We start from the raw sequence: 22,399 nt of genomic DNA, 5'->3' as shown, positions 1-22,399 counted from the left end.
AACGCGGCGACCGCCTCACGCACCGCCGACTCATACAGCTCCGGCACCTCGTCCAGCGTCCGGGCGACCTTCAGACCGCGGCCGCCGCCGCCGAAAGCGGCCTTGATCGCGATCGGCAGGCCGTGCTCCTCGGCGAACGCGACGACCTCGTCCGCACCCGACACCGGATCCGGCGTGCCGGCCACCAGCGGCGCCCCCGCCCGCTGGGCGATATGCCGGGCGGCCACCTTGTCACCCAGATCACGGATGGCCTGCGGCGGCGGACCGATCCAGATCAGACCCGCGTCCAGCACCGCCTGGGCGAAGTCGGCGTTCTCCGAGAGGAAGCCGTACCCCGGATGGACGGCGTCCGCACCCGACTCCCGCGCGGCGTTCAACACCTTGCCGATGTCCAGATAGCTGCCCGCCGGTGTGTCACCGCCCAGGGCGAACGCCTCATCCGCGGCGCGGACATGCAGAGCGTCCCGGTCCGGGTCCGCGTAGACGGCCACGCTCGCGATACCGGCATCCCGGCACGCCCGGGCCACGCGGACAGCGATTTCGCCACGGTTGGCGATGAGCACCTTGCGCACGGACGGCCCTCTCCTCGATCGGCGGGAATTGGCGGGATGATCAGGCGGACCCGGGGTAATTCTGGTTCCGGACCGGCGCCTGAACACTCGTCCATCCTCCGAGGAGGACAACGGTGCTTTCAACAGATGGCGATTAAGCCTTCGGACCAGAACCTCAGAAGGGATACGGCTTTGTTGGCGCAGCGCCAGGCAGATGTCAGAGAATCGTCAGAACGGCCGGATGAATGCTCCCGGCTCGACAACAGGGCTGAGCAAGCGGGAAGCATGCCGGCTCCGGGATCGGCGGGCGAACCGGGCCGCCCACGCGAAACGCCCGGCTGGGAAACCCAGCCGGGCGTCTGCGTGAACTGTTCACGGCACTGATCAACGGTGAGTGTCAGCCGTTCCCGAAGCGGAACCCCACTCCGCGTACGGTGACGATCCAGTCGCTGGCCCCTAACTTTCCTCTCAGACTGCTGACATGGGTGTCCACGGTCCGCCGGGACCAGGAACCGCCCCAGACCTGCTGCATGATGCGCTTGCGGGAGATCACGGTCTCCGGATGGCAGGCGAGCATGTAGAGCAGATCGAACTCCTTGCGCGTGACCTCCACGACCCGGCCGTGCAGACTGACCTCGCGCGAGGCGGCGTCGATGCGCAACGGCCCGTGCAGCACGACCTGTTCGATGTGCGTCTGCGGACGTGAGCGACGCATGACGGCGTCCATACGGGCCATCAGTTCCCTGAACCCGTAGGGCTTGACGATGTAGTCGTCCGCGCCGGCCTGGAGACCGAGGACGCGGTCCAGCTCGGTTCCCCACCCCGTGACGGCGATGAGGGGCACGTCGCTCAGGGAGCGGATGGAGCGGCACACCTCCAGGCCGTCCACGTCGGGCAGTTCGAGATCCAGCAGAACGATGTCCGCCCGCTGGTAGGCCTGCAGAGCGGCGTTCCCCGTGCCCACTCCCTCGACCTGATGACCGTGCCGGCGCAACCCGGTGGCCAGGGCCTCCATGTCGCCGGGGTTGTTCTCGACGACCAGGACCCGCCAGGTCGTCGACGTCTTACGGGCCTGCGGCGGGACGGGCCTTCGCGACTCCAGAGTGCCGCTCGTTGCGTGTTGGCTCACTGCTCTCCCCCTGAACACGTAGTTCCCGCTCGAGCACCTTGGCTCGTCGAGCCTAAAAACCTACTCCTCGGTTTGTCAAAAAAAGGTTAGGTAAACTCACCCACCGTGATATTTGCCGTCACTTTTGTCGGAATTATTGACACATGAAGGATCAATTCCGCTCCGAAGTGTGACCAGCAGGGAAGCTCTCGGTCGAAATATCGACCCTGCCTCTGACACAAACAGCCACTGACAGCCACTGCGGTCTGCTCTGGAGGTCCAGCACCGCCCACGCCGGCCGGTGGACAGGGGCACGACAGTCACCTTTTCCGATGCATTGCGCATCCTTCAGGGCGGTGGTAGACCGTCCAACACGTCCCCAGCTGGCTGATTCCCTGCTTCCACTTTGCCCTTGCCCTGGTCAAGAGGTGGGAAAGTGTGATCTTCTGGGCAGTATTGACGGAGCGTCAAAGCCGACGAGGGTGATCGACGGGACCGACTCCCCCCGGGGTGGGCTCCCGTGATCCACGAACAAACCATCAAGTCCGTTTTTGGACGCGGGAGGATTCATGCCGGTGGGACTGCAACAGGAGCGGGCGATCCGCACACGACGGCTGCTGCTCAGGTCGGCGGCAGAGATCTTCGACCGGGAGGACTACTCCTCCGCGAGGCTCTGCGACGTCAGTGCGCGGGCCAACATGAGCACGGGCGCGCTGCACTTCCACTTCGCGAACAAGGAGGATCTGGCCCAGGCGGTCGTGAGCGAGGCGCGCGGCATCCTGTGGCGCGCCGCGCGCCTCGCGTACGAAAGGAACTCCAAGCCGCTGCAGGCCCTCACCGACATCTCGCACACACTGGGCCAGTTGCTGGCCTGGGACGTGGTGTCGAGGGCGGGGCTGCGTCTGGACAACGACCGCTCACGCAAGGGGCGGTCGCAGTTCATCCATCCATGGCACGCCTGCGTCCAGCGCCTGCTGGACCGCGCGCGCCGGGAGGACGGGCTCGCGGGACACGTCCAGCTGCGGGGGCTGACCTGCGCCGTCGTCACCGCCACGACGGGCATGGGCGTACTGATCAAGGGCGGAGAGGGCGATCGGATCCGGACGGCCTTCACCGGCTTCTGGCAGGGCTTCCTGCCGGGTATCGCCGCGCCTGACACGCTCGGCGGACTGAACCCCGGCGGGACGGACGACGTGGTCGACCACGCGGTGACCGCCTCGCGTTACCTGCCCTACGTCCCGGAGAACGGCGTCGGCAGGGAGGTGGTGGCCTCCAGGGCGAGGTGAGCCGGGCCCGCTGACGGGTCCGGAACCGGCCGAGGGTCCCGGTACGGGCCGGCGTGGCGGCGGAACCGCTCGGCGAACCCCGCTCCGGGGTCGCAGCCGAGCTCGGTCCAGACCGCGTCGTCCGTGAACCAGTGGTCCACCGCCAGCAGTTCGAGGTGATGCCGGGCGAGCGGGTGGTCGCGGAGCCGGGCACGGACGATGTCGGCCGGGACGCCGGGCAGGGCCTCCGGAAGGAGACCGTGCGCCTCGGCGACCGCCGCGAGCAGGTGCTCACCGAATACGGGATCCGGGTGGTTGACGAAGTGGACACGCCCCGCACGGCCCGCCGGCGCCAGCGCGGCCGCGAGCAGCACGTCCCCCAGACTCGCGGCGTCGATCATCGACTGCCGTCCGAGCCGGCCCTGCGGCCGGCCCCCGAGCGCCCGCAGCAGAGTCAGCACGCCGGGCGCCACCCAGCGGTCCCCCGCGCCGTACACCAGATGGGGGCGCAGCACCGTGCCGCCCGCCGCGAGCACGTGGCGCTCGGCCGCCGCTCTCGTCCGGCTGGTGTCCGAGCCCGGCGCGATCGGCGCCTGTCCGGGCCGCACCCCTCTGAAGGGGCCCCGGCCGTGCACCGCCGCCGTGCTCAGGTGCACGAACCGTTCGGCCCCGGCCCGCCGGGCCTCCTCGACCAGGGCGGCCGTGCCGAGGTCGTTGACCCGCCGCAGCTGCCGGCGGTCGCCGCCGACCTGGCCGGCGCAGTGGACGACCGCGTCGACGCCGTCGCAGACACCCCGCAGGGAGCCGGGGTCCGTGAGGTCGGCCCGTACGTACTCGACCGGGACGCCGCCCGGGAGCGGCGGGCCGTGGGCCGGCGGCGGGTCGGCCGCGGGCGGCAGGGCGCGGACCAGCAGGCGCAACCGGACGCCCGCCGCGGCGCGGGCCGCGGCGACCACGTGTCCGCCGACGAAACCGCCGGAACCCGTCACCAGGAGGTGCCGGCTCACCTGCTTCCCCGTGCGGCGCCGCCCAGGGTCGCGGTGAAGACGGGTTCCTCGCCCTGGACGCCCTGTACGCGCAGCACCGCTCCCTGCTCCGGGCACAGGTCGTGCCGGGCCAGTATCCAGCAGGGCTCGGCCAGTTCGCAGTACTTGTCGAAGGAGATCCGCATCGACGCGGGGTGGAAGTCGTGCCCGGGCGTGAGCGCGGTGGCGGCCTGCCGGGCGGCTTCCAGCAGCACCATGCCGGGGACGTGGTCGTTCGGGCGGGCGAAGAGGGTGGGGTGCGTGGTGTCGAGGCGGAGCCGCCAGCCGGGGCGGTGCTTGGACAGTGCGAGGACGACGTCCTTGCGGTCGTCGCGGCCGGCCTCGTGCGGGGCGACCGCGGGGAGCAGGGGCACCGGACGGCTCGGCGCGGACATCTGCTCCCCGCGCAGTCTGCGGTAGACGCGGGCGGAGGTGCAGATCAGGATGCCCATGCTGGTGGCGAGCACGCGGCCCAGCCGCTCAAAGGTCAGGTCGACCCGCATGCCGACGAGGCGGCCGGCGCGCATCCGGACGTCGGAGCACTCGACCACGACGTCGATCGCGCCCGAGGCGCTGTCCACGGTGAAGTCCGGTGTCTCGAGCCGGTATCCGATCTCGCGCATCACGAACCGGTCGTCGAGGGGGACGCCGAACTCGGCGTGGGCCAGCATCATCGTCGCCTGCCGGGTGGTCTCGGCGACGAGCAGCGGATCCTGGCGGCCGCCGGGCAGCGGGGCGAAGAAGCGGTGTGCGGCGGGCCAGTCGACCGAGACCAGGAAGCGGTGCTCGGCGAGGCGCAGCCAGTCGACGGGGAAGCGGTCCTCCCGATCCGGACGGTGGCAGAGCGGGCCGGTGGCCAGGCCGCCCGGCGTAAGAACCGGGGAGTCGGTTCGGTTTGTGAGCTCCGCGGCGGTGAGGTCGGAGGGAATCGTCGGGGGTCGCCCGGCGAGCAGACCGGTCTGGGGTGCGGGGTGGGCCACGGTGGTGCGGTCGGAGCGTTCCGGGGCCGGGTCCAGAACGGGGTGAACACCGGCAAAACGGTTGACCACGGATATGACGCCATCAGACATGGTTTGCCCCCTGAGTCGATACATGCGGGGATCGCTCCCCTCTCGACAAAAGACTGGCAGTCCGGTTCTCTTTGCGCGGGGACCTGACCAAGCTCTGACATAGAAACAGGCACGGTGGCATGGCACGTCAAGCACGAGCAATCCAGACCCGCACGTCGATCCTGCTCGCGGCGGCCGAGGTGTTCGACGAACGGGGCTACAGCACGGCCACGATCACGGAGATCATCGCGCGGGCCGACGTCACCAAGGGGGCGTTGTACTTCCACTTCACCTCCAAGGAGGATCTGGCCCTCGGGGTGATAGCGGCACAGCTGGAGCTGGGGCCGTTGCCTCCGCAGCGCACGAAGCTGCAGGAACTGGTCGACCAGGGCCTGCTGTTCGCCCACCGGCTGCAGCACGACCCGCTGACCCGGGCCAGCGTGGGTCTGGCCATGGACCAGTGGAGCGAGAGCGCCGAGGGCAACAACCCGTTCCACGGCAGACCGTTCCAGTCCTGGGTGGAGCGGCTGACAGAGGTACTCGTCGAGGCGCGTGCGCGCGGGGAGTTGCTGCCGCACGTCGATCCGGCGGAGACGGCGGAGTTGCTCTCCGGGTCCTTCACCGGCATCCAGTGGACGTCCCAGGTGCTGTGTCAGCGCAAGGACCTGACGGGCCGGGTGATCGCCATGTTCCGCCACCTGCTGCCGAGCATCGCGATGCCGCAGATCCTCCCGACGCTGGAGCTGACCCCCGACCGGGCCGCCTCGCTTCTCGCGTCCCGCGCCGCAGACCCGGAGGAGGAGGGCGCACCGGCCGACGAGGAGCACGACTGCACCCCGGAAGGGGAGGGCGGCACCTGCCCGGAGGGGGAGGACAACGCCTCCTGACCGCCCCGCCGGGCGGTCGACCGGCTGCACGGCAGGCTCGGTACGGCTCGGCAGAACACGTCGGGGCACGGCGAACCGGCACCGCCCCCTGCCGATCGGGCTCCTGGCCGGGCCGGCGGCGGGCCGGCCGGGAGCCCGGCGGCGTGATGCGGGCGCCGGCCGAGTCCGAGCCGGCCCGCCGCCCGCCGGCCGCCGCTCTTCGCAGAACCGCCTGCGAGACGCGGACGCCCGGCCTGTCCTGAGGCCGGGCTCCCGCGGCAGCGCTGCCACCCTCAACCCGCCATCCCCGCAAGGGGATCCGGCCGGCCGCCCCTCTCGCCGGGCCCCGCACGGCCCGGTAGCGAGGTGGTGCGGGACGTGTCCTCCAGGCGGTAGCCCACGCCTCGGACCGTGGTGATCCAGCCCTCGCCGAGCTTGGCGCGCAGGGCGCTGACATGGGTGTCCACCGTGCGGGTGGAGATGGCCCAGTCATCCGGCCAGACCGCCGCGATCAGGTCCTTGCGTGAGATCACCGTCTCGGGCACCGAGGCCAGCAGCAGGAGGATGTCGAACTCCTTGCGGGTCAGCTCCAGGGGCTGCTCCGCCAGCCATGCCTCCCGCGCGCCGGGGTCCAGGCGGAGCGTCCCGCAGGACACGCCGGCCGGACCACCGCCCGTGGCGACGCGTCGCGTCACCGCGTTCATCCGGGCGATCAGCTCCCGGAACCCGTAGGGCTTCACCAGACAGTCGTCCGCACCCGACCGCAGACTGAGCACCCGGTCCAGCTCGGAGTCCCGGCTGGTGAAGGTGATCAGCGGTGTGTTGCCCCGGGCCCGGATCTCGGCGCACATCTCGAGTCCGTCGAGATCCGGCAACTCCAGTTCGAGCAGGACGACTTCGGCCTGCTCCCAGGCCATCAGGCCCGCCCGCCCGGTACGGGCCCGCCGGACCTGGTGGCCGTTGCGCACCAGGCGGCAGACCAGCGGCTCGGCGGTCCTGTCATCGGGATCGATCACCAGTACGCGCATGTGCACCCCACACCGGGCCGTGCCCCGTCGGCGCCACGCACCTCGGGCTGACGGCCCGGGCCGTCACTCGCCCGCAGAGCGGGTGTGCACCACGCGGTAGGTGTTGGAGTCCCGCCAGACGGCCAGCGCGTCCACCCGGGCGTCGGTCTTCTGCCGCTCCGCCGACCGCTCGGCGCCCGGCTGATCGAGGAATGCGTCGTAGGCCTCCTTGCTGTCCCACTGCGAGTAGACGACGACCCACTTGCCCTCGATGCCACGCCCGCGCAGGCCGCGCAGCACCGTGTGGCTGCGGTACCCCGGGACCTTCTGCAGCCAGTCCTGGGCGGGGCCGAGGGCCTCGACCAGGTCGTCCTGGTGCTTCTCGGTGACGCCGTACAGGTCGATGGCCGTGTAGTCGTCGCGGTCCGGCCCGATCTCGGTCTCGCCGGCGCCCGGCTTCTGCTGGGTGAAGACCACCTCGTTCTGCAGCAGCCGGATCGCCGTGGTGATCTCACCGAACAGCGGCAGCGTGCGGTGCTTGAACTCCTCACCGGCGTAACGGGCCTCCAGATCCTCGGTGGAGCGCCACTGGATGAAGTTGGCGGTGCCGAACTTGGTCTGCCCGCTGTGCACGGTGCTGGACTGCCAGCCCTCGTAGGCCGCGGCGTCGACGATCTCGCGCATCGCGGCGAGCAGGCTGTCCTGCTTCTCGGCGGAGTCGGTCGAGAACAGGTTGAGGACGGTCAGGTTCTTACCATCGGCTGCGATCTTCGGCATTCTCTCTTCTCTTCCGGTCGATCGGTTGGTGAAAGAAGCAGAACTCGTAATTGCCGGGTCGGTGCTTCCCGATCAGCATGGCAAGCCGACAAGTCGGGTTGAAGGTCATTGTGTTCAGGACTGCGCGTGGATTGTCAGGTCTTTGCCGCCCGCGTCAGATCTTCGGCAGCTACGTCAGGTCTTCGACAAGTGCCCTGGGCAACCAATGGCCCGCGCGCGATGATCGAGCGATGAATTCCGTCACGTCAGCAGCCGAAATCAGCACCCTGCTGGACCGATATCTCATCGACCTCGACGAGGAGAAACTCGACGACGCGTGGGCGCGGGCGCTGTTCAGCGACGACGCCCGCGTCGAGTTCCCGATGGCCCGGCACGAGGGCGTCGAGGGACTCGCCGACTGGCACCGCAAGTCACTGGAGGCCTTCGCGCGCACCCAGCACCTCAACTCTCCCGCGGTCGTCGACCTCACCGGCGAGGACCGGGCGGTCCTGCGCGCCAACCTGGTCTCCACCCACGTACACCACGCGGACACACCCGGCGATCCGCTGTTCGTCGCCGGCACCCTCGTGCACGGCGCGGCCCGGCGCACCGAGCGGGGCTGGCGGCTGACGGAGCTGTCGTTCCGGCTGGTGTGGTCGACAGGCAGCCCGCCCGTTCCGGGTGGCGCCGGATGACCGCGCTGGCGGCCGGGATCAAGGAGCAGCAGATCGCGACCATGCTGCTGGACATCGGCGTGATCCTGCTGGTCGGCGCCGCTCTCGGGGCCCTGGCCCGGAAGCTGGGGCAGCCCAAGGTGATCGGCGAGATCACCGCGGGCATCGTCCTGGGCCCGAGCCTCCTCGGCCTGCTGCCCGGCGATCCGACGGGAGCGCTCTTCCCGGCCGACGTCCGTCCGCTGCTGTCGGCGGTCTCCCAGGTCGGCCTGGTCCTGTTCATGTTCGTGGTGGGCTGGGAGTTCGAGCGGCGGGTGATACGCCCGTACGCGCGTCTCGCGGCCGGTGTCTCGCTGTCGTCCATCGTGCTCGCCTTCGGGCTGGGCGTCGCCGCGGCGGTCGTCCTGTATCCGCATCACGACACGGTGGCCGGACACCACATCTCCTTCAGCGCGTTCTCCACCTTCATGGGCACCGCGATGTCCGTGACGGCGTTCCCGGTGCTGGCGCGGATCCTGTCCGAGAACCGGCTGATGGACACCCGGGTCGGCGCGCTGTCGCTGGCCAGCGCCGCGATCGACGACGTCCTTGCCTGGTGTCTGCTGGCGTATGTGTCGGCGCTGGTCAGCTCGGACGGCGACTACGCGGGCCTGGCCCGGATCGGGGCGCTCAGCGTCGTCTACGTGGCGCTGATGTTCGTGGTGGTGCGGCCGCTGGTGTCCCGGCTGGTGTGGCGGTGGGCCGCCATGGAGCGCTGGAACGTGCTGCTCGCGGTGCTGTGCGCCGGGGTGTTCGCCTCGTCGTGGCTGACCTCGTGGATCGGCATCCACCAGATCTTCGGCGCGTTCCTCTTCGGCTTCGTCATGCCGCGCGAACCCCGGCGGGTGCTCGCGGCGCACCTGCGCCGGCCGTTGGACGACGTCAGCGTCGTGCTCCTGCCGGTGTTCTTCATCGTCACCGGCCTCGGTGTCGACCTCGGCGCGCTGACGGCGACCGACTACCTGGCCCTGTTCCTGGTCGTCGGCGTGGCCTGCGCCGGCAAGCTGCTGGGCGCGATCGTCCCGGCCCGGCTCTTCGGTCTGTCCTGGCGCGAGGCCAAGGACCTGGGCGTGCTGATGAACACGCGTGGCCTGACCGAACTCATCATCCTCAACGCCGCCGTGAGCCTCGGAGTGCTGGACGGCCGGATGTTCACCATCCTGGTGATCATGGCCCTCGTGACGACGGCGATGGCGGCCCCGCTGCTGTCCCGGCGCGAGCACCTCACGGCCGGCGAGACCCGGAAGGTTCGTACGACCGCCGCGGACGCGACCGCGCCGCACACCTGACGAGGGGGCTCTCGTGACACCCGTACAGCCATTGTCCCAGCACGGCAGACACCTGCCGCAACCGCCGGTCGACGGCCGTGCGCTGCGCACGGTGTGCGGCAACTTCGCCACCGGCGTCACCGTCATCACCACCGGCGGCCCCGAGGGCAGCGCCGCCACCACGGTGAACTCCTTCACGTCCGTCTCGCTGCAGCCGCCGCTGGTGCTGTTCTGCCTGCACCGGCAGTCCCGGCTGCGCCCGGTCCTTCAGCGCTCCCGGGGCTTCGTGGTGAACTTCCTGACGCACAGTCAGGCGGGGCTCGCCTGGAAGTTCTCGGGCCGCGAGTCGGCCCGGTTGGCGGACGTCCCGCACCACCGCTCCGCGAACGGGCTGCCCGTTCTCACCGACGCCCTGGCGTTCCTCGAATGCCGTCTCGCCGAGGAGTACGACGGCGGCGACCACGCCATCGTGGTCGGCGAGGTCACCGCCCTGGGCTCCTCCGGGGAGGAGGCCGACCCGCTGGTCTTCTACAAGGGCGCCATGCGCGTCCTCGACAGCGACGTCCCGGAGCCCGCCCGTGGGTGAGGGCGGCGCCGGGCGCACCTCAGCGCGGCGCCGGCATCTGCTCGTCGGCCTCGTCGAACTCCCGCCTGGCCCGCTCGACCTTGCGGAGGTTCTCCGTGGACCACTCGGCGAGGTGGGCGAAGATCGGCGCCAGGCTGCGGCCGAGCTCGCTGATCTCGTACTCCACCCGGGGCGGCACCTCGGGGTGGTACGTGCGCACCACCAGGCCGTCGCGCTCCATCTGGCGCAGCCGCTGGGTGAGCACCTTCGGCGTGATGGTGCGGATGTTGCGCTGGAGCTGGACGAAACGCTGCCGCCCGAACTCGTTCAACGTCCACAGGATCGGCGTCGTCCAGCGACTGAAGACGATGTCGACCACCGGCGAGACCGGGCACGCCAGCTCCGAGTCGACCTTCCCGCCGAGCGTGGTGGCGCCCATGGCGCCGGTGCTGTCTCCCATTCGAACCCTCCCAGGAAGTCACTTTCCTCTAGGTACCTACTTTACCCAGGATGCTAGCTTCCCAGAAGACGGTGAGCGGCCCTCCGCTCCCGGTCCCGCGCCTTGTCCTTCCGTGCGGCTGTCCCGTCCCTGATCAAGCCGTACTTCCCGTCCTACGGACCCCTTCCTTCACATCCCCTTAGGAGCGACATGTCGACCCAAGAGTCGATGCGCCTTCCCCGCCACACCGCCGAAACGGAGCCGCCGCGCCGCCCGGGACTCATCCTGGCGTTCCTGTGCCTGGCCGGCTTCATGACCTTCCTCGACGTGTCGATCGTCAACGTGGCCCTGCCGACCATCGAGGACGAGCTGAACATCTCCCAGACGTCCCTGCAGTACATCGTCACCACGTACGGCATGCTGCTCGGCGGCTTCCTGCTGCTGGCCGGCCGGCTGGCCGACGCCTTCGGCCGCCGCCGGATGCTGCAGACCGGCCTGGTCCTGTTCGCCCTCGCCTCGCTGCTCGCCGGGTTCGGGCAGAGCGCGGCCATGCTGATCGTGGCGCGCGGCGCCCAGGGCCTCGGTGCCGCGTTCATCGCGACCGCCGCGCTGTCCCTGCTCGCCAACAACTTCGAGGAGGGCGCCGAGCGCAACAAGGCCCTCGGCGCCTGGGGCGCGCTCAGCGGTATCGCCGCCGTCGCCGGCGTCACCCTGGGCGGTCTGCTCACCGACGGTCCGGGCTGGCGCTGGATCTTCTTCGTCAACGTGCCGATCGGCCTGGTCTGCGCCCTGATCGCCCCCAAGATCGTCGCCGAGAGCCGTGCGGCCGAGCGCAGCAAGTCCTTCGACGTCGCCGGCGCGGTGACGCTGACCGCCGGTCTCGTGCTGCTGATCTTCAGCCTCGGCCAGACCGTCGACGACTCCGACGTGCCGATGGCCCGCGTCTACGGCGGCTTCGCCCTCTCCGCGGTCCTGCTCATCTCGTTCCTGCTGATCGAGCGCCGCGCCGAGGCTCCGCTGATTCCGCTCCAGGTGTTCAAGCGCAAGTCGCTGCGGGCCTCCAACGTCGTCGCCGTGCTGCTGCTCGGCACCTGCGTCACGCTGTTCTTCTTCGCCAGCCTGTTCATGCAGCAGGTCCTCAACTGGTCGGCCCTGAAGACCGGTCTGGCCTACGTCCCGCTCGCCGTGATCGTCGCCGTGGGCGCGGGCATCGCCTCCCAGCTGGTCACCAAGGTCGCGGCCAAGCCGGTGCTGATGACCGGCCTGACCCTGACCAGCGTGGGCATGTTCCTGCTGTGGCGGGCCCCCTCCGACGCCTCCTACCTCGTGGACCTGCTGCCCGCCTTCCTGATCTCCGGCCTGGGTCTCGGTCTGTCGTTCGTGCCGGTGCAGGTCGCCGCTTTCTCGGGCACCGACGAGGACGAGTCCGGTCTGTCCGCCGGCCTGATCAACACGGCGCAGGAGGTGGGCGGCGCCCTGGGCCTGGCCGTGGCCGCCACCTACGCCTTCCGCAAGGTCGACGAGCTGACGAAGTGGGCGGACGGGGTGCCCGCGCGGGTGACCGAGGCGCGCACCGAGGTCTTCCACGACGCGTTCCTCGCGGGCGCCTGCTTCGCCGCGGCGGGCCTGGTGCTCACGCTGATCCTGCTGCCCTTCACCAGGGCGTCGGAACAGCCGGCCGCCGGCCCCGCCCACGCCTGAGACAGGAAGACCCGCCATGCCGACGTCACCGCATCTGTCCTCCGCGGCCGAGGGCTTCCTCGCCGAGAACCACCTGTGCACCTTCACCACCCTCCGCCCCGACGGCACGCCCCATGTGACGCCCGTGCGCTTCACCTGGGACGGCGACGCGGGTCTGGCACGGGTCATGACCGCGGTGAGCCGGCGCAAGGCCAGAAACGTGCTGGCCGCACCCGGCGGCCGGGTCTCCCTCTGCCAGACGGCGGGGCCCCACTGGCTCACCCTGGAAGGCGCCGCCACCGTCCACGACGACCCGTTACGGGTCCAGGAGGGGGTGCGGCGGTACGCCAAGCGGTACTGGTCACCGCCGCCCGAACCGCCGGGCCTGGTCGTGATCGAGATCCAGGTCGACAAGGTGATGGGCCTGATCTGATCCCGGGCCGCCGATCCCGTGCCGAACCGCCCCGAGGGTGCCGGAAGTCTTCCGGCACCCTCACCCATTTCCACCGCCCGCTCCGGCTGCAGAACCTCTGACGCAATTTGTCACAGACCTGTACTTGCGGCCGTTCAGATTCCCTCACTCCCCCGGAATACTGGTGAAAAATCCACTGGGAGAGGAAACATGGACCGTTTTCATGCCGATGTGATCGTCGCCGGCGCCGGCCCTGCCGGCTTGATGCTCGCCGGTGAACTCCGCCTGTCCGGACTGTCGGTGGTCGTGCTCGACCGCCTGACCGAGCCCATGCAGCAGTCCCGGGCACTCGGATTCTCCGCTCGCACGATCGAGGAGTTCGGCCAGCGCGGACTTCTCGACAAATTCGGCGAACTCGAGACGATACCCTTCGGGCATTTCGGTGGACTGCCCATCGACTATCGCATCATCGAGGGCGGTAATTTCGGCGTACGGGGTGTTCCGCAGTCGCGGACCGAGGCCATTCTCCACGCCTGGGCCGCCGGCCTCGGCGCCGAGATCCGCCGCGGGCACGAGGTCGTCGGCATGACCCAGGACGACACGGGCGTCACGGTGGAGGTCACCTCCGCCGCCGGCGTCGAGACGCTGCGCGCTCCCTACCTGGTCGGCTGCGACGGCGCCCGCTCCACCGTGCGCCGCCTGGCCGGCGTCGACTTCCCCGGCACCAGCGCCACCATCGAGATGCTGATGGCCGACGTCGCCACCAACGAGCTGCGCATCCGCCCGACCGGCGAGGTCGGCGAGTCCGGCATGGTCGTGGTGCTCCCGCTCGGCCCGCAGGCCACCCGCGTCGTCGTCTTCGAACGCGGCGCCGGCGTCCGCCCGACCCAGGAGCCGCCCACCTTCCCCGAGGTCGCCGCCTCCTTCCAGCGCGTCACCGGCGAGGACATCACCGGCTACCGGCCGCTGTGGAGCAGCTACTTCACCGACGCCAGCCGCCAGGCCGCCGAGTACCGCAAGGGCCGGGTCTTCCTCGCGGGCGACGCCGCCCACATCCATCTGCCCATCGGCGCCCAGGGCATCAGCGCCGGCGTCGGCGACGTGGTCAACCTCGGCTGGAAGCTGGCCGCGGCGATCAAGGGATACGCGCCCGAGGGGCTGCTGGACACCTACCACTCCGAGCGGCACCCCGTCGGCGCCCGCATCGTCGCCAACACCCTCGTGCAGCGCTCGCTGTACCTCGGCGGCCCCGAGATGCAGCCGCTGCGGGAACTCTTCGGCGAGCTGGTCGGCATCGAGGAGGTCCGCCGCCACCTGGTCGGCCTGGTCACGGGCCTGGACATCGCCTATGACATGGGCGAGGGCGGACACCCGCTGCTCGGCCGCCGGCTGCCCGACCAGGAGCTGCTGGCCGGGGACGAGAAGACGAGCACGTACGAACTGCTCAGCCGTGGCCGCCCGTTGCTGCTGAACCTGCGGGGTGGCGAGGCCCTCACCGCGGCCGCCGCAGGATGGTCCGACCGTGTCGACGTGGTCGCCGCCTCCCGGCCCGACCCCGACGCCCCGGCCGCCGACCTGCTCGTGCGTCCCGACGGCTACATCGCCTGGGTCGGGAAGGACGGCTCCGCCGAGGGACTGACCGAAGCCCTCGAGCGCTGGTTCGGCGCGTAAGCGCCCCGCGGGGAGGCCGCGACGGGAAGGCCGCGACAGGCCGTCGGTCATCTGCGGATCCGTGGTGGCTGGTCGCGCCCACGCGGCGGTAGCCGCACATCGATACGGGCCCCGCGCGCCCCTCGGGGCGCTGCAGAACCGCAGCCCGTTCCCCCACGACCGGCGCCGACGAGGTGCGCCGCCCGTTCGTCAGAAGAGGAGTTCCGAGTTGACCGGCAAGGCCGAGACGAAGATGCCCACCAAGACCGACACACAGAAGAGGGCGCCGAAGGCCGGCGAGTGGACCGAGTGCGACGTCGTCATCCTGGGCGCCGGGATCGGCGGCTCGATCACCGGCGCGATCCTGGCCCGGCAGGGCGCGAAAGTCGTGCTCGTCGACGCCGGCCAGCATCCGCGGTTCGCGGTCGGCGAGTCACAGAACCCGCAGCTCGTGGAGTGGCTGCACATCCTCGCCGTGCGGTACGACGTCCCCGAGATCAAGCACCTGCTCGACGTCAAGGCCGTCACCAAGTACATCGGCGCCCACCACGGCAGGAAGCAGAGCTTCGGATTCGTACGGCACGTCCCCGACCGGGAGCCGGACCCGCGCGAGGCGACGATGTTCGTCATCCCGAAGATGCTCACCGAAGCGACGCACATGTTCCGCCAGGACACCGACACCTACTACTTCAACGTCGCCGCCAAGTACGGCTGCACCCTGCGCCAGAACTGGCGCGCCACCGACCTCGACTTCGACGACGACGGCGTCACCGTCACGGGCCAGAGCGGCGAGGTCTTCCGCGCCAAGTACCTCATCGACGCCAGTGGTTTCCGCTCGCCGCTCGCCCAGAAGTTCGACCTGCGGGAGAAGCCCTCGCGGATCAAGCACCACGCACGCTCGCTGTTCACGCACTACGTCGGCATCAAGCCGTACGACGACGTGTGCAACTACCCCGAGGCGCTGCGGCCGCCGGCGGAGTCCCCGTTCCACGGCGGCACCCTGCACCACCTGATCGAGCGCGGCTGGTTCTGGATCATCCCGTTCGACAACTACGAGGACTCCCGCAACCCCGTCTGCAGCGTCGGCCTCACCTTCGACGAGCGGCTGTACCCGCAGCCCGAGGACATGACCCCGGACGAGGAGTTCAACCACTACCTCGACACGTACCCGGCCGTGAAGCGCCAGTTCGAGGGCGCGCGGCGGGTGCGTGAGTGGGTGTCCACGCCGGACCGTATCCAGTACTCGTCCAAGCAGACGGTCGGCGACCGCTGGTGCCTGATGTCGCACGCCGCCGGTTTCGTCGACCCGCTGTACTCGCGCGGCCTGTCCAACACCTTCGAGGTCGTGGACGCCCTGTGCTACCGCGTCCTGGAGGCGCTGCGCGACGACGACTTCTCCGCCAAGCGCTTCGAGTACGTCGAGCGCCTGGAGCAGGGGCTGCTGACGTACAACGACATGATCGTCAACAGCTCCTACATCGCGTTCTCCCACTTCCGGCTCTGGAACGCCGTGTTCAGGGTCTGGGCCTGCTTCACCACGCCCGCCACCATGCGGCAGATCCAGGCCCGCCAGGAGTTCTCCCTGGACGGCGACGACCGGCACTTCCGGGAGATGGAGAACGCCCCCTACCCGGGCCTGTGGTGGCCGGACAGCCACGCCTTCAAGCACCTGCTCGACGTCACGCACGAGACGTGCCTGAAGTACGAGGCCGGTGAGATCGACGGCGACAAGGCGGCCGACATCGTCTTCCAGGCCATCAACGACTGCGAGTCGGTCAACACGCCGTTCGGCTGGAAGGACGGCGAGGACCACCGCTTCTACCGGGCCACCACGCCCACGATGATCAAGTTCATGTGGTGGGCGAGCACCAACGGCCCCAAGGAGATGCGCGACCTGGGCCGCTCGATGCTCAAGGGCGTCGTCAAGTCCGCCGCGCGCGGCCGCAAGGTCTCCTGAACCCCGGGGCGTGTCGCGAAGGTGTCGCCCCTGCCCCGCGGCCCGGCACGCGCGCTCACCCCCTCCGACCGGCCCGCACGGGGCCTGGCGCCAACCCCCGTGCGCCCGTCCCCGTGCGGGCCCATGCACCGACTTCTCAGCACCCGACCGCTTCGACTCTGGGACACCGTGTGATCAGTCGTAGAACCCTGCTCAGCGCCGGCACCGCCGCCGGCCTCGCCCTCGTACCCGCGGCCTCCGTCGCCGCCGAAGGCTCGACGACGCCGTGGAGCCGGCTCGCGAGCAAGCTCTCGGGCAAGCTGGTGCTGCCCACCGACCCGTACTACACGGTCGCCCGCCAGGTGGAGCTCGGGCAGTTCGACTCCGTCAACCCGCAGGCGGTCGCCTACTGCGCGAGCGCGGCGGACGTCTCGGCCTGCGTGCGCTTCGCCCAGGATTACGGCGTCCGCACGGCGGTCCGCAGCGGCGGCCACAACTACGGCGGCTGGTCCACGACCCCCGGCATGGTCATCGACGTGTCCCGGCTGAACGCCGTGACGGTGCAGAGCGCCTCGTCGGTGGAGATCGGCCCGGGCGCCCAGAACGTCAACATCCTCAACGCGCTCGCCCCGCACCACCTGGTGGTCAGCGAGGGCGGCTGTCCGACCGTGTGCGCCGGCGGCTTCCTCCAGGGCGGCGGCTTCGGCTTCCTGACCCGGCCGACGGGCATGGCCTGCGACGCGGTGACCTCCGCACAGGTGGTGCTCGCCGACGGCCGCGTGGTGACCGCGTCGGCACAGCAGAACACCGACCTGTTCTGGGCCCTGCGCGGCGGCGGAGGCGGCAACTTCGGCATCGTCACGAAGTTCACGGTCACCCCGCACAGCGGCGACCAGACGGCCATCAGCAACCTGATCTTCCCCTACGACCGGATGGCCGACGTCCTCGACGGTGTGGCCCGGTGGCTGGTGGACGCCCCGCGCACGATCGGCGGCGGCGCCTACGTGGTGCAGCCCGACGCCGCGCCCGGCTCGGTGCCGCAGGCCAACGTCTTCCTCGCCTCCCGCGGCACACCCACCGAACTCGCCGGTGAGACGGCCCGGTTGCTCGCGCTGACCGGCGCCCCGCTGCAGCGTCAGGACGGTGTCATGACGTACCAGCAGCTGATGATGATGATCTTCGGCTGTGCCACTCTCACCGAGGCCCAGTGCCAGCGCTCCGGGAAGACCCCCGAGGGCACCCTCTCCCGCCCGGCCTACGGCCTGGAGCGCACCCGCATGGGCAGCGAGCCCTACTCCGCCGCCGGCTGGGCGGACGTGATGACCGCCTTCGACGCCAACCGCAGGGCGGGCCAGGCGCGTTACCTGGACTTCCACTTCTTCGGCGGCGCCGCCAACGACATCTCGCGCACCGCGACGGCGTACGTGCACCGGGACTCGCTCTTCTCGGTCAACTACCGGGTCCTGATCAACGACCCGGCCCAGGTGACCGACGAGGCCAAGGCGGTGGCGAACTCCTGGATCGACAACGGCTTCGCCACGATCGACCCGCTGTCGAACGGCGAGACCTACCAGAACTGGATGGACCCGTCGCTGACCGACTGGAAGACGTCGTACTACGCCGAGAACTACGCGCGGCTGACCCGCGTCAAGGCCAAGTACGACCCGAACCGGTTCTTCCGCTTCCCGCAGTCCATCGGCACCGCCTGACGGCCCTCGTCCGACGATGCCGCACCGACCGCCCGCCCGATCCCGGGCGCCCCTCCCCCAGGCCTCCGCGAGAACGGGCGGGCACACGCGCGAGGCCGCCGGACAACGGGGTCCGGCGGCCTCGCGGGGCGTCCCTCCCGCGGGAGGGACGGAGGCGACGGGCTCAGGGCTTCCGGCCGTACCAGCCGACCAGGCGGTCGATGGCCGGGGCGTCCTCCGGAACGTCCACGACGGGGCCGAACGGCACCTGGCCGCCGCGTGGTTCGCGGGGCACGGCACGGTGCATCGCGGCCAGCGGGCCGGCCAGGACGCTCTCGTCCCACTCCGGGCTCTGGCCGGTCGCCTTGGCCAGGTCCCAGGTGTGCAGCACGAACTCGTTGGTGTAGATGACCGCGGCGACGGCGCCGGGGACGGGGCCCCACGGCAGGCCGATCTCCCGGCCCAGGATCGCCGGGTCGCTCCAGACGGACGTCAGCTCCTTCGCACCGGCCGCCCAGGCCTCGTCCCAGGCGCCGTCGGCGACGTCCTCGGCGAAGTGCGGGACGCTGAAGAACTGCCCGCCGGCGCCGATGACGGCGACCCTGCGGAGCACCGAGACAAGGTGGTTGGAGAGCTGGCGCACCGAGTAGTCCGGACAGGGCGTGGCGTTGTCGTAGTGCTCCGGCCGCACGGCGGCGAGCACCTCACCCGCCAGGTCGACGGCCTTCAGCAGACCGGTGCGGGGGTCAGCGGGGGCCGGCGTGGCAGGGGTGTCCATCGGGTTCGGGTTCGTCATGCCATCGAGTCTTCCGACCAAACAGGCCATCCCCCGGCCACTTTCCACGAAAGGCTGCATCACTGATGCGAGCTGACCGGTTGGTGGCGGCTCTGTTGTTCCTCCAGGCGCGCGGCCTGGTGACCGCCGCGGAGCTCGCCGCGGAGCTGGAGGTCTCCGAGCGCACCGCACGACGCGACCTGGAGGCGCTGACCGCCTCCGGCGTCCCGGTCTACGCGCAGCGCGGCCGGGGCGGCGGCTGGCGGCTGGTCGGCGGAGCGCGCACGGACCTGACCGGACTCACCTCACCGGAGGTGCAGGCACTGTTCCTGGCCGCGGGCTCGTCGGGGGCCTCCCCTGAACTGCGTGCCGCCTTGCGGAAGTTACTGCGCGCGGTGCCGGAACCGCTGCGCCCGCAGGCCGAGGCGGCGTCCCGGGCGCGGATCGTCGACGAGCTGGACTGGTCGGGCACCGCCATGACAGCGGTCGGCCCGCACCGCACGGTCCTGGAGCGCGCGGTGCTGGACGGCGTACGGGTCCGGCTCGGCTACGCCCGCCCCGGCGACGAGCCGCACGAGCGCGTCGTGGACCCGCTCGGGCTGGTCCTCAAGGCGGGCCACTGGCACATGGTGGCGGGCACCGCGGACGGCCTGCGCTCCTTCCGGCTGGGCCGGGTGACCTCCGCCGAGCCGACGGACGAGCCGGTCCGCCGCCCCGCCGACTTCGACCTGGCCGCCGCCTGGCGCTCGCTCGCCGCCCGCCCGGAGGACCGCCTGCTCGCGGCGACGGTCACGGCACACGCCGACCAGGACACCCTGCCCGTGCTCCAGCGGCTGTTCGGCGGGCGGCTGAGCATCGGCCGGCTGCTGGCGGACGGCAGGCGGGAGATCGAGGCCGCGGGGCCGTCGCTGGAAGTGCTGGCCGCACAGCTGGCGGGTCTCGGGACCCAGGTCGAGGTGGTGGGCCCGCCCCGGGCACGGGCGCACCTGGCCCGCCTCGGTCAGGCACTCATGGCGAACTACGGAGCGGCCCATGAGGCGGTGATCCGGTAGTCACTTTCCTCTAGGTACCTACTATACGGAAGATGCTAACGTCGCAGACACAGCACCGGGCCCAACCACCCCTCTTCTCAACACCTTTGGAGTTGTCATGATCGTTGTCACCGGAGCCTCCGGAAACGTCGGCCGTCCGCTCGTCGAGGCGCTCACCGCGGCGGGCGAGAAGGTCACCGCCGTGTCCCGCAGCCCCCTCTCCTACGACCTTCCGGAGGGAGCGCGGCACGTCCGCGCCGACCTCGCCGATCCCGTCACCCTGGCCCCCGCCCTGGACGGCGCGGACGCCCTGTTCATCCTGCTGGCCGGCGAACTGCTCGGCGGCGGCGCACCCGCCGTCGAGGTCCTGGCCGCGGCGGCGCAGGCCGGCGTGCGGCGCGTGGTGCTGCTCTCCTCGCAGATCAACGGCACCCGCCCGGACGCCCTCTCGCACGGCCGGCTCCGGGAGTTCGAGGAGGCCGTACGCTCCTCGGGCCTGGACTGGACGATCCTGCGCCCGGGCGGCTTCGCCTCCAACGCCTACGCCTGGATCGAGACCGTCCGCACCCAGCGCGCGGTGGTCGCCCCGTTCGCCGACGTGGCCCTGCCGGTCGTGGACCCGGCGGACATCTCCGCGGTCGCCGCCGTGGTCCTGCGCGACGAGGGCCACTCCGGACAGACGTACGAGCTGACCGGCCCGGCCGCCGTGACCCCGCGCGAGCAGGCTGCGGCGCTCGCCGAGGCCCTCGGCGAGCAGGTGGGCTTCGTGGAGCTGACCCGCGAGCAGGCCCGCGAGCACATGGCGCAGTTCATGCCCGAGCCGGTGATCGACGGCACCCTCGACATCCTCGGCGCGCCGCTCCCCGCCGAGCAGCGGGTCAGCCCCGACGTCGAGCGGATCCTCGGCCGCCCGGCCGGCTCCTTCGCCGGATGGGCCGAGCGCAACGTCCACGCCTTCAAGTGACGACGACGCCCTGACCGGCGCCGACGCCTTCGGGCAGCGCCGGCGGGCCCCAGCACCGCCCCGGATCCGCACGTCCCCCGCACGGATCCGGGGCGGACCATCCGTACGGACGCAGGTGCCGCACGGTGCGAGGGCATGCGGGAGGTGGCTGATTCCGCGGGAAGAGAGCGGGGCTGCGTGATGAGGTGTGGGCCTCCGATCACTCCGACAGCAGGGAGCGCTTCCTCCGATGACCGCACAGCCCGCACGCCCTGAGCGCACCGGTCCCGAGACCGCCTCGGCCATGGATGTCGCGCCGTTCGCACCTTCTCTCGTCAAAGCGGTGTTCAGGGACGTGACCCCGATGCACGTCTCCCGGTCGGCCGCGTGGGCCGCCGCGTCGGTGACGCGGACAGTGCTGACGGAGATGATCGCCGGCGCGAGGAGAGCGGCGGCGGAGGAGGCCCGGAAGAAGCTGATCCCCGGGGACCTTCTCTCGGCGATCGGCCGGAACGTCGAGATCGATGTGGCGGACACGTGGTACGGCCACAGCCCGACGTTCAAGGACGGGACCGGTGCCCTGTACGACGCCGAAGGTGTCATCGTGCCTTCTCCCGAGCGAAGCAGGTCCCGCAAACCGAGTGCGGTGGTCGGCGCCCACAGGTTCGAGGCGGGGATCAAGAGGTTGCTGCGGAGCCAGGGGGCGACGGCTGTCCCGGTGATGCTCCGCGACCTGGACGGAATCGCGAGCGTGTTCCTGACGCACCTCGCCCGGGACGCGGCCATGGTCGTCCGCGAGGGCGGGATCAAGCGTTTCGGTACGGTCACCCTGGGGACGCCGGGCGAACCTCCGTCTTTCGCGAGTCCCGTCCAGGACCCGCCCCTCCGCAGCGGGGACAGGCGGACCATCGGCAGGGACGACGTCCTGGCCGCCACCACGATCCAGCTGTTCGGCGACATCAGGCAGCGAGCCCTCACCGAAGCACGCGAGGCGACACGGAACACACCGGCCGGCTGAGCGGGTGGCCGCGCCCTTCCGGACGGAGCCGATACGGCTCAAGCCATCCGTCAGGCGAACACCCGACATCGCCCGATCCAGTTGCGTAGCGTGAAGCCCGTGATCGTATGGCTCAACGGCACCCACGGCGCGGGCAAGACGACGACCAGTGCACTCGTGCAGCAACTGATCCCGGACTCAAGGGTGTTCGACGCCGAGAAAGTCGGCGAGACACTCATGGACATCACACCGGGCCTGCCCACGACGGACAACTTCCAGCACTGGCCGCCGTGGCGGCCACTCGTGGTGGAGACCGCCCGGCGCGTCCTCGAGTACACCGGAGGCACCCTGATCATGCCCATGACGGTCCTGGTCGAGCAGTACTGGCGCGAGATCAGCTCGGGCCTCGCCCGACATGCCGTAGATGTTCGGCACTTCGTCCTCCACGCCGACCAGGACACCCTTCGCGGGCGCATCGCGGGCGACACCGTAGTCGGCCCCGACTCCCCGTTCCGCCTCCAGTACCTCAAGCCCTACGCCGAGGCGGCCCGCACGTGGCTGCACGCCGAGGCCGAAGTCGTCGACACCACACACCTCACCCCCGTCCAGGCCGCCCGGCAGATCGCAGCGGCCGTGAAGAGCGGACGTCACGACTGACGCACGGTTTCCCGGCGT

General features: G+C 70.7%; 22 protein-coding genes. 14 read left to right on the top strand and 8 right to left on the bottom strand.

All coding sequences use genetic code 11. The features are described from left to right. A partial coding sequence (locus ACIOC0_RS37790; protein ID WP_402161133.1) for a biotin carboxylase N-terminal domain-containing protein occupies positions 1 to 572 on the bottom strand: 572 nt, incomplete at its 3' end. A gap of 376 nt (positions 573 to 948) precedes the next feature. Continuing rightward, positions 949 to 1,653, bottom strand: coding sequence for a response regulator transcription factor (locus tag ACIOC0_RS37785; protein ID WP_402161174.1), 705 nt, complete (start codon positions 1,651 to 1,653; stop codon positions 949 to 951). A 581-nt stretch (positions 1,654 to 2,234) separates the two neighbouring features. Between ACIOC0_RS37785 and ACIOC0_RS37780 the strand changes: the two genes are divergently transcribed. Then, the gene (locus ACIOC0_RS37780; protein ID WP_402161131.1) at positions 2,235 to 2,945 is read left to right on the top strand and encodes a ScbR family autoregulator-binding transcription factor; all 711 of its coding nucleotides are present in this window, start codon (positions 2,235 to 2,237) and stop codon (positions 2,943 to 2,945) included. Here the strand turns inward: ACIOC0_RS37780 and ACIOC0_RS37775 are convergent. Both ACIOC0_RS37775 and ACIOC0_RS37770 read right to left on the bottom strand, forming a co-directional pair. Then, positions 2,891 to 3,931, bottom strand: coding sequence for an NAD-dependent epimerase/dehydratase family protein (locus tag ACIOC0_RS37775; protein WP_402161128.1), 1,041 nt, complete (start codon positions 3,929 to 3,931; stop codon positions 2,891 to 2,893). The two genes, ACIOC0_RS37780 and ACIOC0_RS37775, sit on opposite strands and share 55 nt — an antisense overlap. Continuing rightward, positions 3,928 to 5,019, bottom strand: coding sequence for a ScbA/BarX family gamma-butyrolactone biosynthesis protein (locus ACIOC0_RS37770; protein WP_402161126.1), 1,092 nt, complete (start codon positions 5,017 to 5,019; stop codon positions 3,928 to 3,930). Before ACIOC0_RS37770 ends, ACIOC0_RS37775 begins: the two co-directional genes overlap by 4 nt. 119 nt (positions 5,020 to 5,138) lie before the next feature. Here ACIOC0_RS37770 and ACIOC0_RS37765 point away from each other — a divergent pair, with 119 nt between their 5' ends. Continuing rightward, positions 5,139 to 5,885, top strand: coding sequence for a ScbR family autoregulator-binding transcription factor (locus ACIOC0_RS37765; RefSeq protein WP_402161124.1), 747 nt, complete (start codon positions 5,139 to 5,141; stop codon positions 5,883 to 5,885). Positions 5,886 to 6,157: 272 nt separating this feature from the next. Here the strand turns inward: ACIOC0_RS37765 and ACIOC0_RS37760 are convergent, their stop codons facing one another. Further along, on the bottom strand, positions 6,158 to 6,892 hold the full coding sequence (locus ACIOC0_RS37760) for a response regulator transcription factor (RefSeq protein ID WP_402161122.1): 735 nt from the start codon (positions 6,890 to 6,892) through the stop codon (positions 6,158 to 6,160). A gap of 63 nt (positions 6,893 to 6,955) precedes the next feature. Further along, on the bottom strand, positions 6,956 to 7,648 hold the full coding sequence (locus ACIOC0_RS37755) for an antibiotic biosynthesis monooxygenase family protein (RefSeq protein WP_402161120.1): 693 nt from the start codon (positions 7,646 to 7,648) through the stop codon (positions 6,956 to 6,958). Positions 7,649 to 7,878: 230 nt separating this feature from the next. Here ACIOC0_RS37755 and ACIOC0_RS37750 point away from each other — a divergent pair, with 230 nt between their 5' ends. Genes ACIOC0_RS37750 through ACIOC0_RS37740 form a run of 3 tightly spaced genes read left to right on the top strand, consistent with a single transcriptional unit; the run spans position 7,879 to position 10,194 of the window. After that, positions 7,879 to 8,322, top strand: coding sequence for a nuclear transport factor 2 family protein (locus ACIOC0_RS37750; RefSeq protein WP_402161118.1), 444 nt, complete (start codon positions 7,879 to 7,881; stop codon positions 8,320 to 8,322). Continuing rightward, complete coding sequence (locus ACIOC0_RS37745; RefSeq protein WP_402161115.1) at positions 8,319 to 9,629, top strand: cation:proton antiporter; 1,311 nt, start codon at positions 8,319 to 8,321, stop codon at positions 9,627 to 9,629. The genes ACIOC0_RS37750 and ACIOC0_RS37745 overlap by 4 nt, the downstream gene beginning before the upstream one ends. 13 nt (positions 9,630 to 9,642) lie before the next feature. Then, a complete protein-coding gene (locus ACIOC0_RS37740) occupies positions 9,643 to 10,194 on the top strand; it encodes a flavin reductase family protein (protein WP_130443037.1) in 552 nt (183 codons plus the stop codon). Positions 10,195 to 10,213: 19 nt separating this feature from the next. Here the strand turns inward: ACIOC0_RS37740 and ACIOC0_RS37735 are convergent, their stop codons facing one another. Next, positions 10,214 to 10,633, bottom strand: a complete 420-nt coding sequence (locus tag ACIOC0_RS37735; RefSeq protein WP_388483115.1) for a winged helix-turn-helix transcriptional regulator — start codon at positions 10,631 to 10,633, stop codon at positions 10,214 to 10,216. 189 nt (positions 10,634 to 10,822) lie between these two features. Between ACIOC0_RS37735 and ACIOC0_RS37730 the strand changes: the two genes are divergently transcribed. From ACIOC0_RS37730 to ACIOC0_RS37710, 5 genes are all read left to right on the top strand, one after another. Continuing rightward, the gene (locus ACIOC0_RS37730) at positions 10,823 to 12,313 is read left to right on the top strand and encodes an MFS transporter (RefSeq protein ID WP_402161111.1); all 1,491 of its coding nucleotides are present in this window, start codon (positions 10,823 to 10,825) and stop codon (positions 12,311 to 12,313) included. Positions 12,314 to 12,329: 16 nt separating this feature from the next. Beyond that, on the top strand, positions 12,330 to 12,725 hold the full coding sequence (locus ACIOC0_RS37725; RefSeq protein ID WP_351100178.1) for a TIGR03618 family F420-dependent PPOX class oxidoreductase: 396 nt from the start codon (positions 12,330 to 12,332) through the stop codon (positions 12,723 to 12,725). 189 nt (positions 12,726 to 12,914) lie between these two features. Next, positions 12,915 to 14,375: an FAD-dependent monooxygenase gene (locus ACIOC0_RS37720; protein WP_402161109.1), complete on the top strand. Its 1,461-nt coding sequence runs from the start codon at positions 12,915 to 12,917 to the stop codon at positions 14,373 to 14,375. Positions 14,376 to 14,583: 208 nt separating this feature from the next. After that, entirely contained in the window at positions 14,584 to 16,311 is a 1,728-nt protein-coding gene (locus tag ACIOC0_RS37715; protein WP_402161106.1) for an NAD(P)/FAD-dependent oxidoreductase, read from the top strand. Positions 16,312 to 16,481: 170 nt separating this feature from the next. Then, on the top strand, positions 16,482 to 17,999 hold the full coding sequence (locus ACIOC0_RS37710) for an FAD-binding oxidoreductase (RefSeq protein WP_402161104.1): 1,518 nt from the start codon (positions 16,482 to 16,484) through the stop codon (positions 17,997 to 17,999). 163 nt (positions 18,000 to 18,162) lie between these two features. On the opposite strand, the gene ACIOC0_RS37705 is transcribed toward ACIOC0_RS37710, so the two are convergent. Then, entirely contained in the window at positions 18,163 to 18,774 is a 612-nt protein-coding gene (locus ACIOC0_RS37705) for a TIGR03086 family metal-binding protein (RefSeq protein WP_402161101.1), read from the bottom strand. Positions 18,775 to 18,839: 65 nt separating this feature from the next. Between ACIOC0_RS37705 and ACIOC0_RS37700 the strand changes: the two genes are divergently transcribed. The 4 genes from ACIOC0_RS37700 to ACIOC0_RS37685 all read left to right on the top strand — a co-directional run bounded on the left by ACIOC0_RS37700 (position 18,840) and on the right by ACIOC0_RS37685 (position 22,381). Beyond that, positions 18,840 to 19,805 (top strand): helix-turn-helix transcriptional regulator, encoded by a 966-nt coding sequence (locus ACIOC0_RS37700; RefSeq protein ID WP_402161099.1) that lies wholly within the window; start codon positions 18,840 to 18,842, stop codon positions 19,803 to 19,805. A gap of 97 nt (positions 19,806 to 19,902) precedes the next feature. Beyond that, on the top strand, positions 19,903 to 20,748 hold the full coding sequence (locus ACIOC0_RS37695; RefSeq protein ID WP_402161097.1) for an SDR family oxidoreductase: 846 nt from the start codon (positions 19,903 to 19,905) through the stop codon (positions 20,746 to 20,748). A 229-nt stretch (positions 20,749 to 20,977) separates the two neighbouring features. Further along, complete coding sequence (locus ACIOC0_RS37690; protein ID WP_402161095.1) at positions 20,978 to 21,745, top strand: hypothetical protein; 768 nt, start codon at positions 20,978 to 20,980, stop codon at positions 21,743 to 21,745. A 99-nt stretch (positions 21,746 to 21,844) separates the two neighbouring features. Beyond that, the gene (locus tag ACIOC0_RS37685) at positions 21,845 to 22,381 is read left to right on the top strand and encodes an ATP-binding protein (RefSeq protein WP_402161092.1); all 537 of its coding nucleotides are present in this window, start codon (positions 21,845 to 21,847) and stop codon (positions 22,379 to 22,381) included. Positions 22,382 to 22,399: the final 18 nt, after the last annotated feature.

Origin of the sequence: Streptomyces sp. NPDC088254, assembly GCF_044740925.1 — a bacterium.
GTDB lineage: Bacteria > Actinomycetota > Actinomycetes > Streptomycetales > Streptomycetaceae > Streptomyces.
This window is presented reverse-complemented; position numbering and strand designations above follow the sequence as displayed.

Coding starts and splice junctions, on each gene's coding strand:
- ACIOC0_RS37770 (WP_402161126.1), bottom strand. CDS start 5,019: ATGTCTGATGGCGTCATATCCGTGGTCAACCGTTTTGCCGGTGTTCAC.
- ACIOC0_RS37765 (WP_402161124.1), top strand. CDS start 5,139: ATGGCACGTCAAGCACGAGCAATCCAGACCCGCACGTCGATCCTGCTC.
- ACIOC0_RS37760 (WP_402161122.1), bottom strand. CDS start 6,892: ATGCGCGTACTGGTGATCGATCCCGATGACAGGACCGCCGAGCCGCTG.
- ACIOC0_RS37755 (WP_402161120.1), bottom strand. CDS start 7,648: ATGCCGAAGATCGCAGCCGATGGTAAGAACCTGACCGTCCTCAACCTG.
- ACIOC0_RS37750 (WP_402161118.1), top strand. CDS start 7,879: ATGAATTCCGTCACGTCAGCAGCCGAAATCAGCACCCTGCTGGACCGA.
- ACIOC0_RS37745 (WP_402161115.1), top strand. CDS start 8,319: ATGACCGCGCTGGCGGCCGGGATCAAGGAGCAGCAGATCGCGACCATG.
- ACIOC0_RS37735 (WP_388483115.1), bottom strand. CDS start 10,633: ATGGGAGACAGCACCGGCGCCATGGGCGCCACCACGCTCGGCGGGAAG.
- ACIOC0_RS37730 (WP_402161111.1), top strand. CDS start 10,823: ATGTCGACCCAAGAGTCGATGCGCCTTCCCCGCCACACCGCCGAAACG.
- ACIOC0_RS37725 (WP_351100178.1), top strand. CDS start 12,330: ATGCCGACGTCACCGCATCTGTCCTCCGCGGCCGAGGGCTTCCTCGCC.
- ACIOC0_RS37720 (WP_402161109.1), top strand. CDS start 12,915: ATGGACCGTTTTCATGCCGATGTGATCGTCGCCGGCGCCGGCCCTGCC.
- ACIOC0_RS37705 (WP_402161101.1), bottom strand. CDS start 18,774: ATGACGAACCCGAACCCGATGGACACCCCTGCCACGCCGGCCCCCGCT.
- ACIOC0_RS37700 (WP_402161099.1), top strand. CDS start 18,840: ATGCGAGCTGACCGGTTGGTGGCGGCTCTGTTGTTCCTCCAGGCGCGC.
- ACIOC0_RS37695 (WP_402161097.1), top strand. CDS start 19,903: ATGATCGTTGTCACCGGAGCCTCCGGAAACGTCGGCCGTCCGCTCGTC.
- ACIOC0_RS37690 (WP_402161095.1), top strand. CDS start 20,978: ATGACCGCACAGCCCGCACGCCCTGAGCGCACCGGTCCCGAGACCGCC.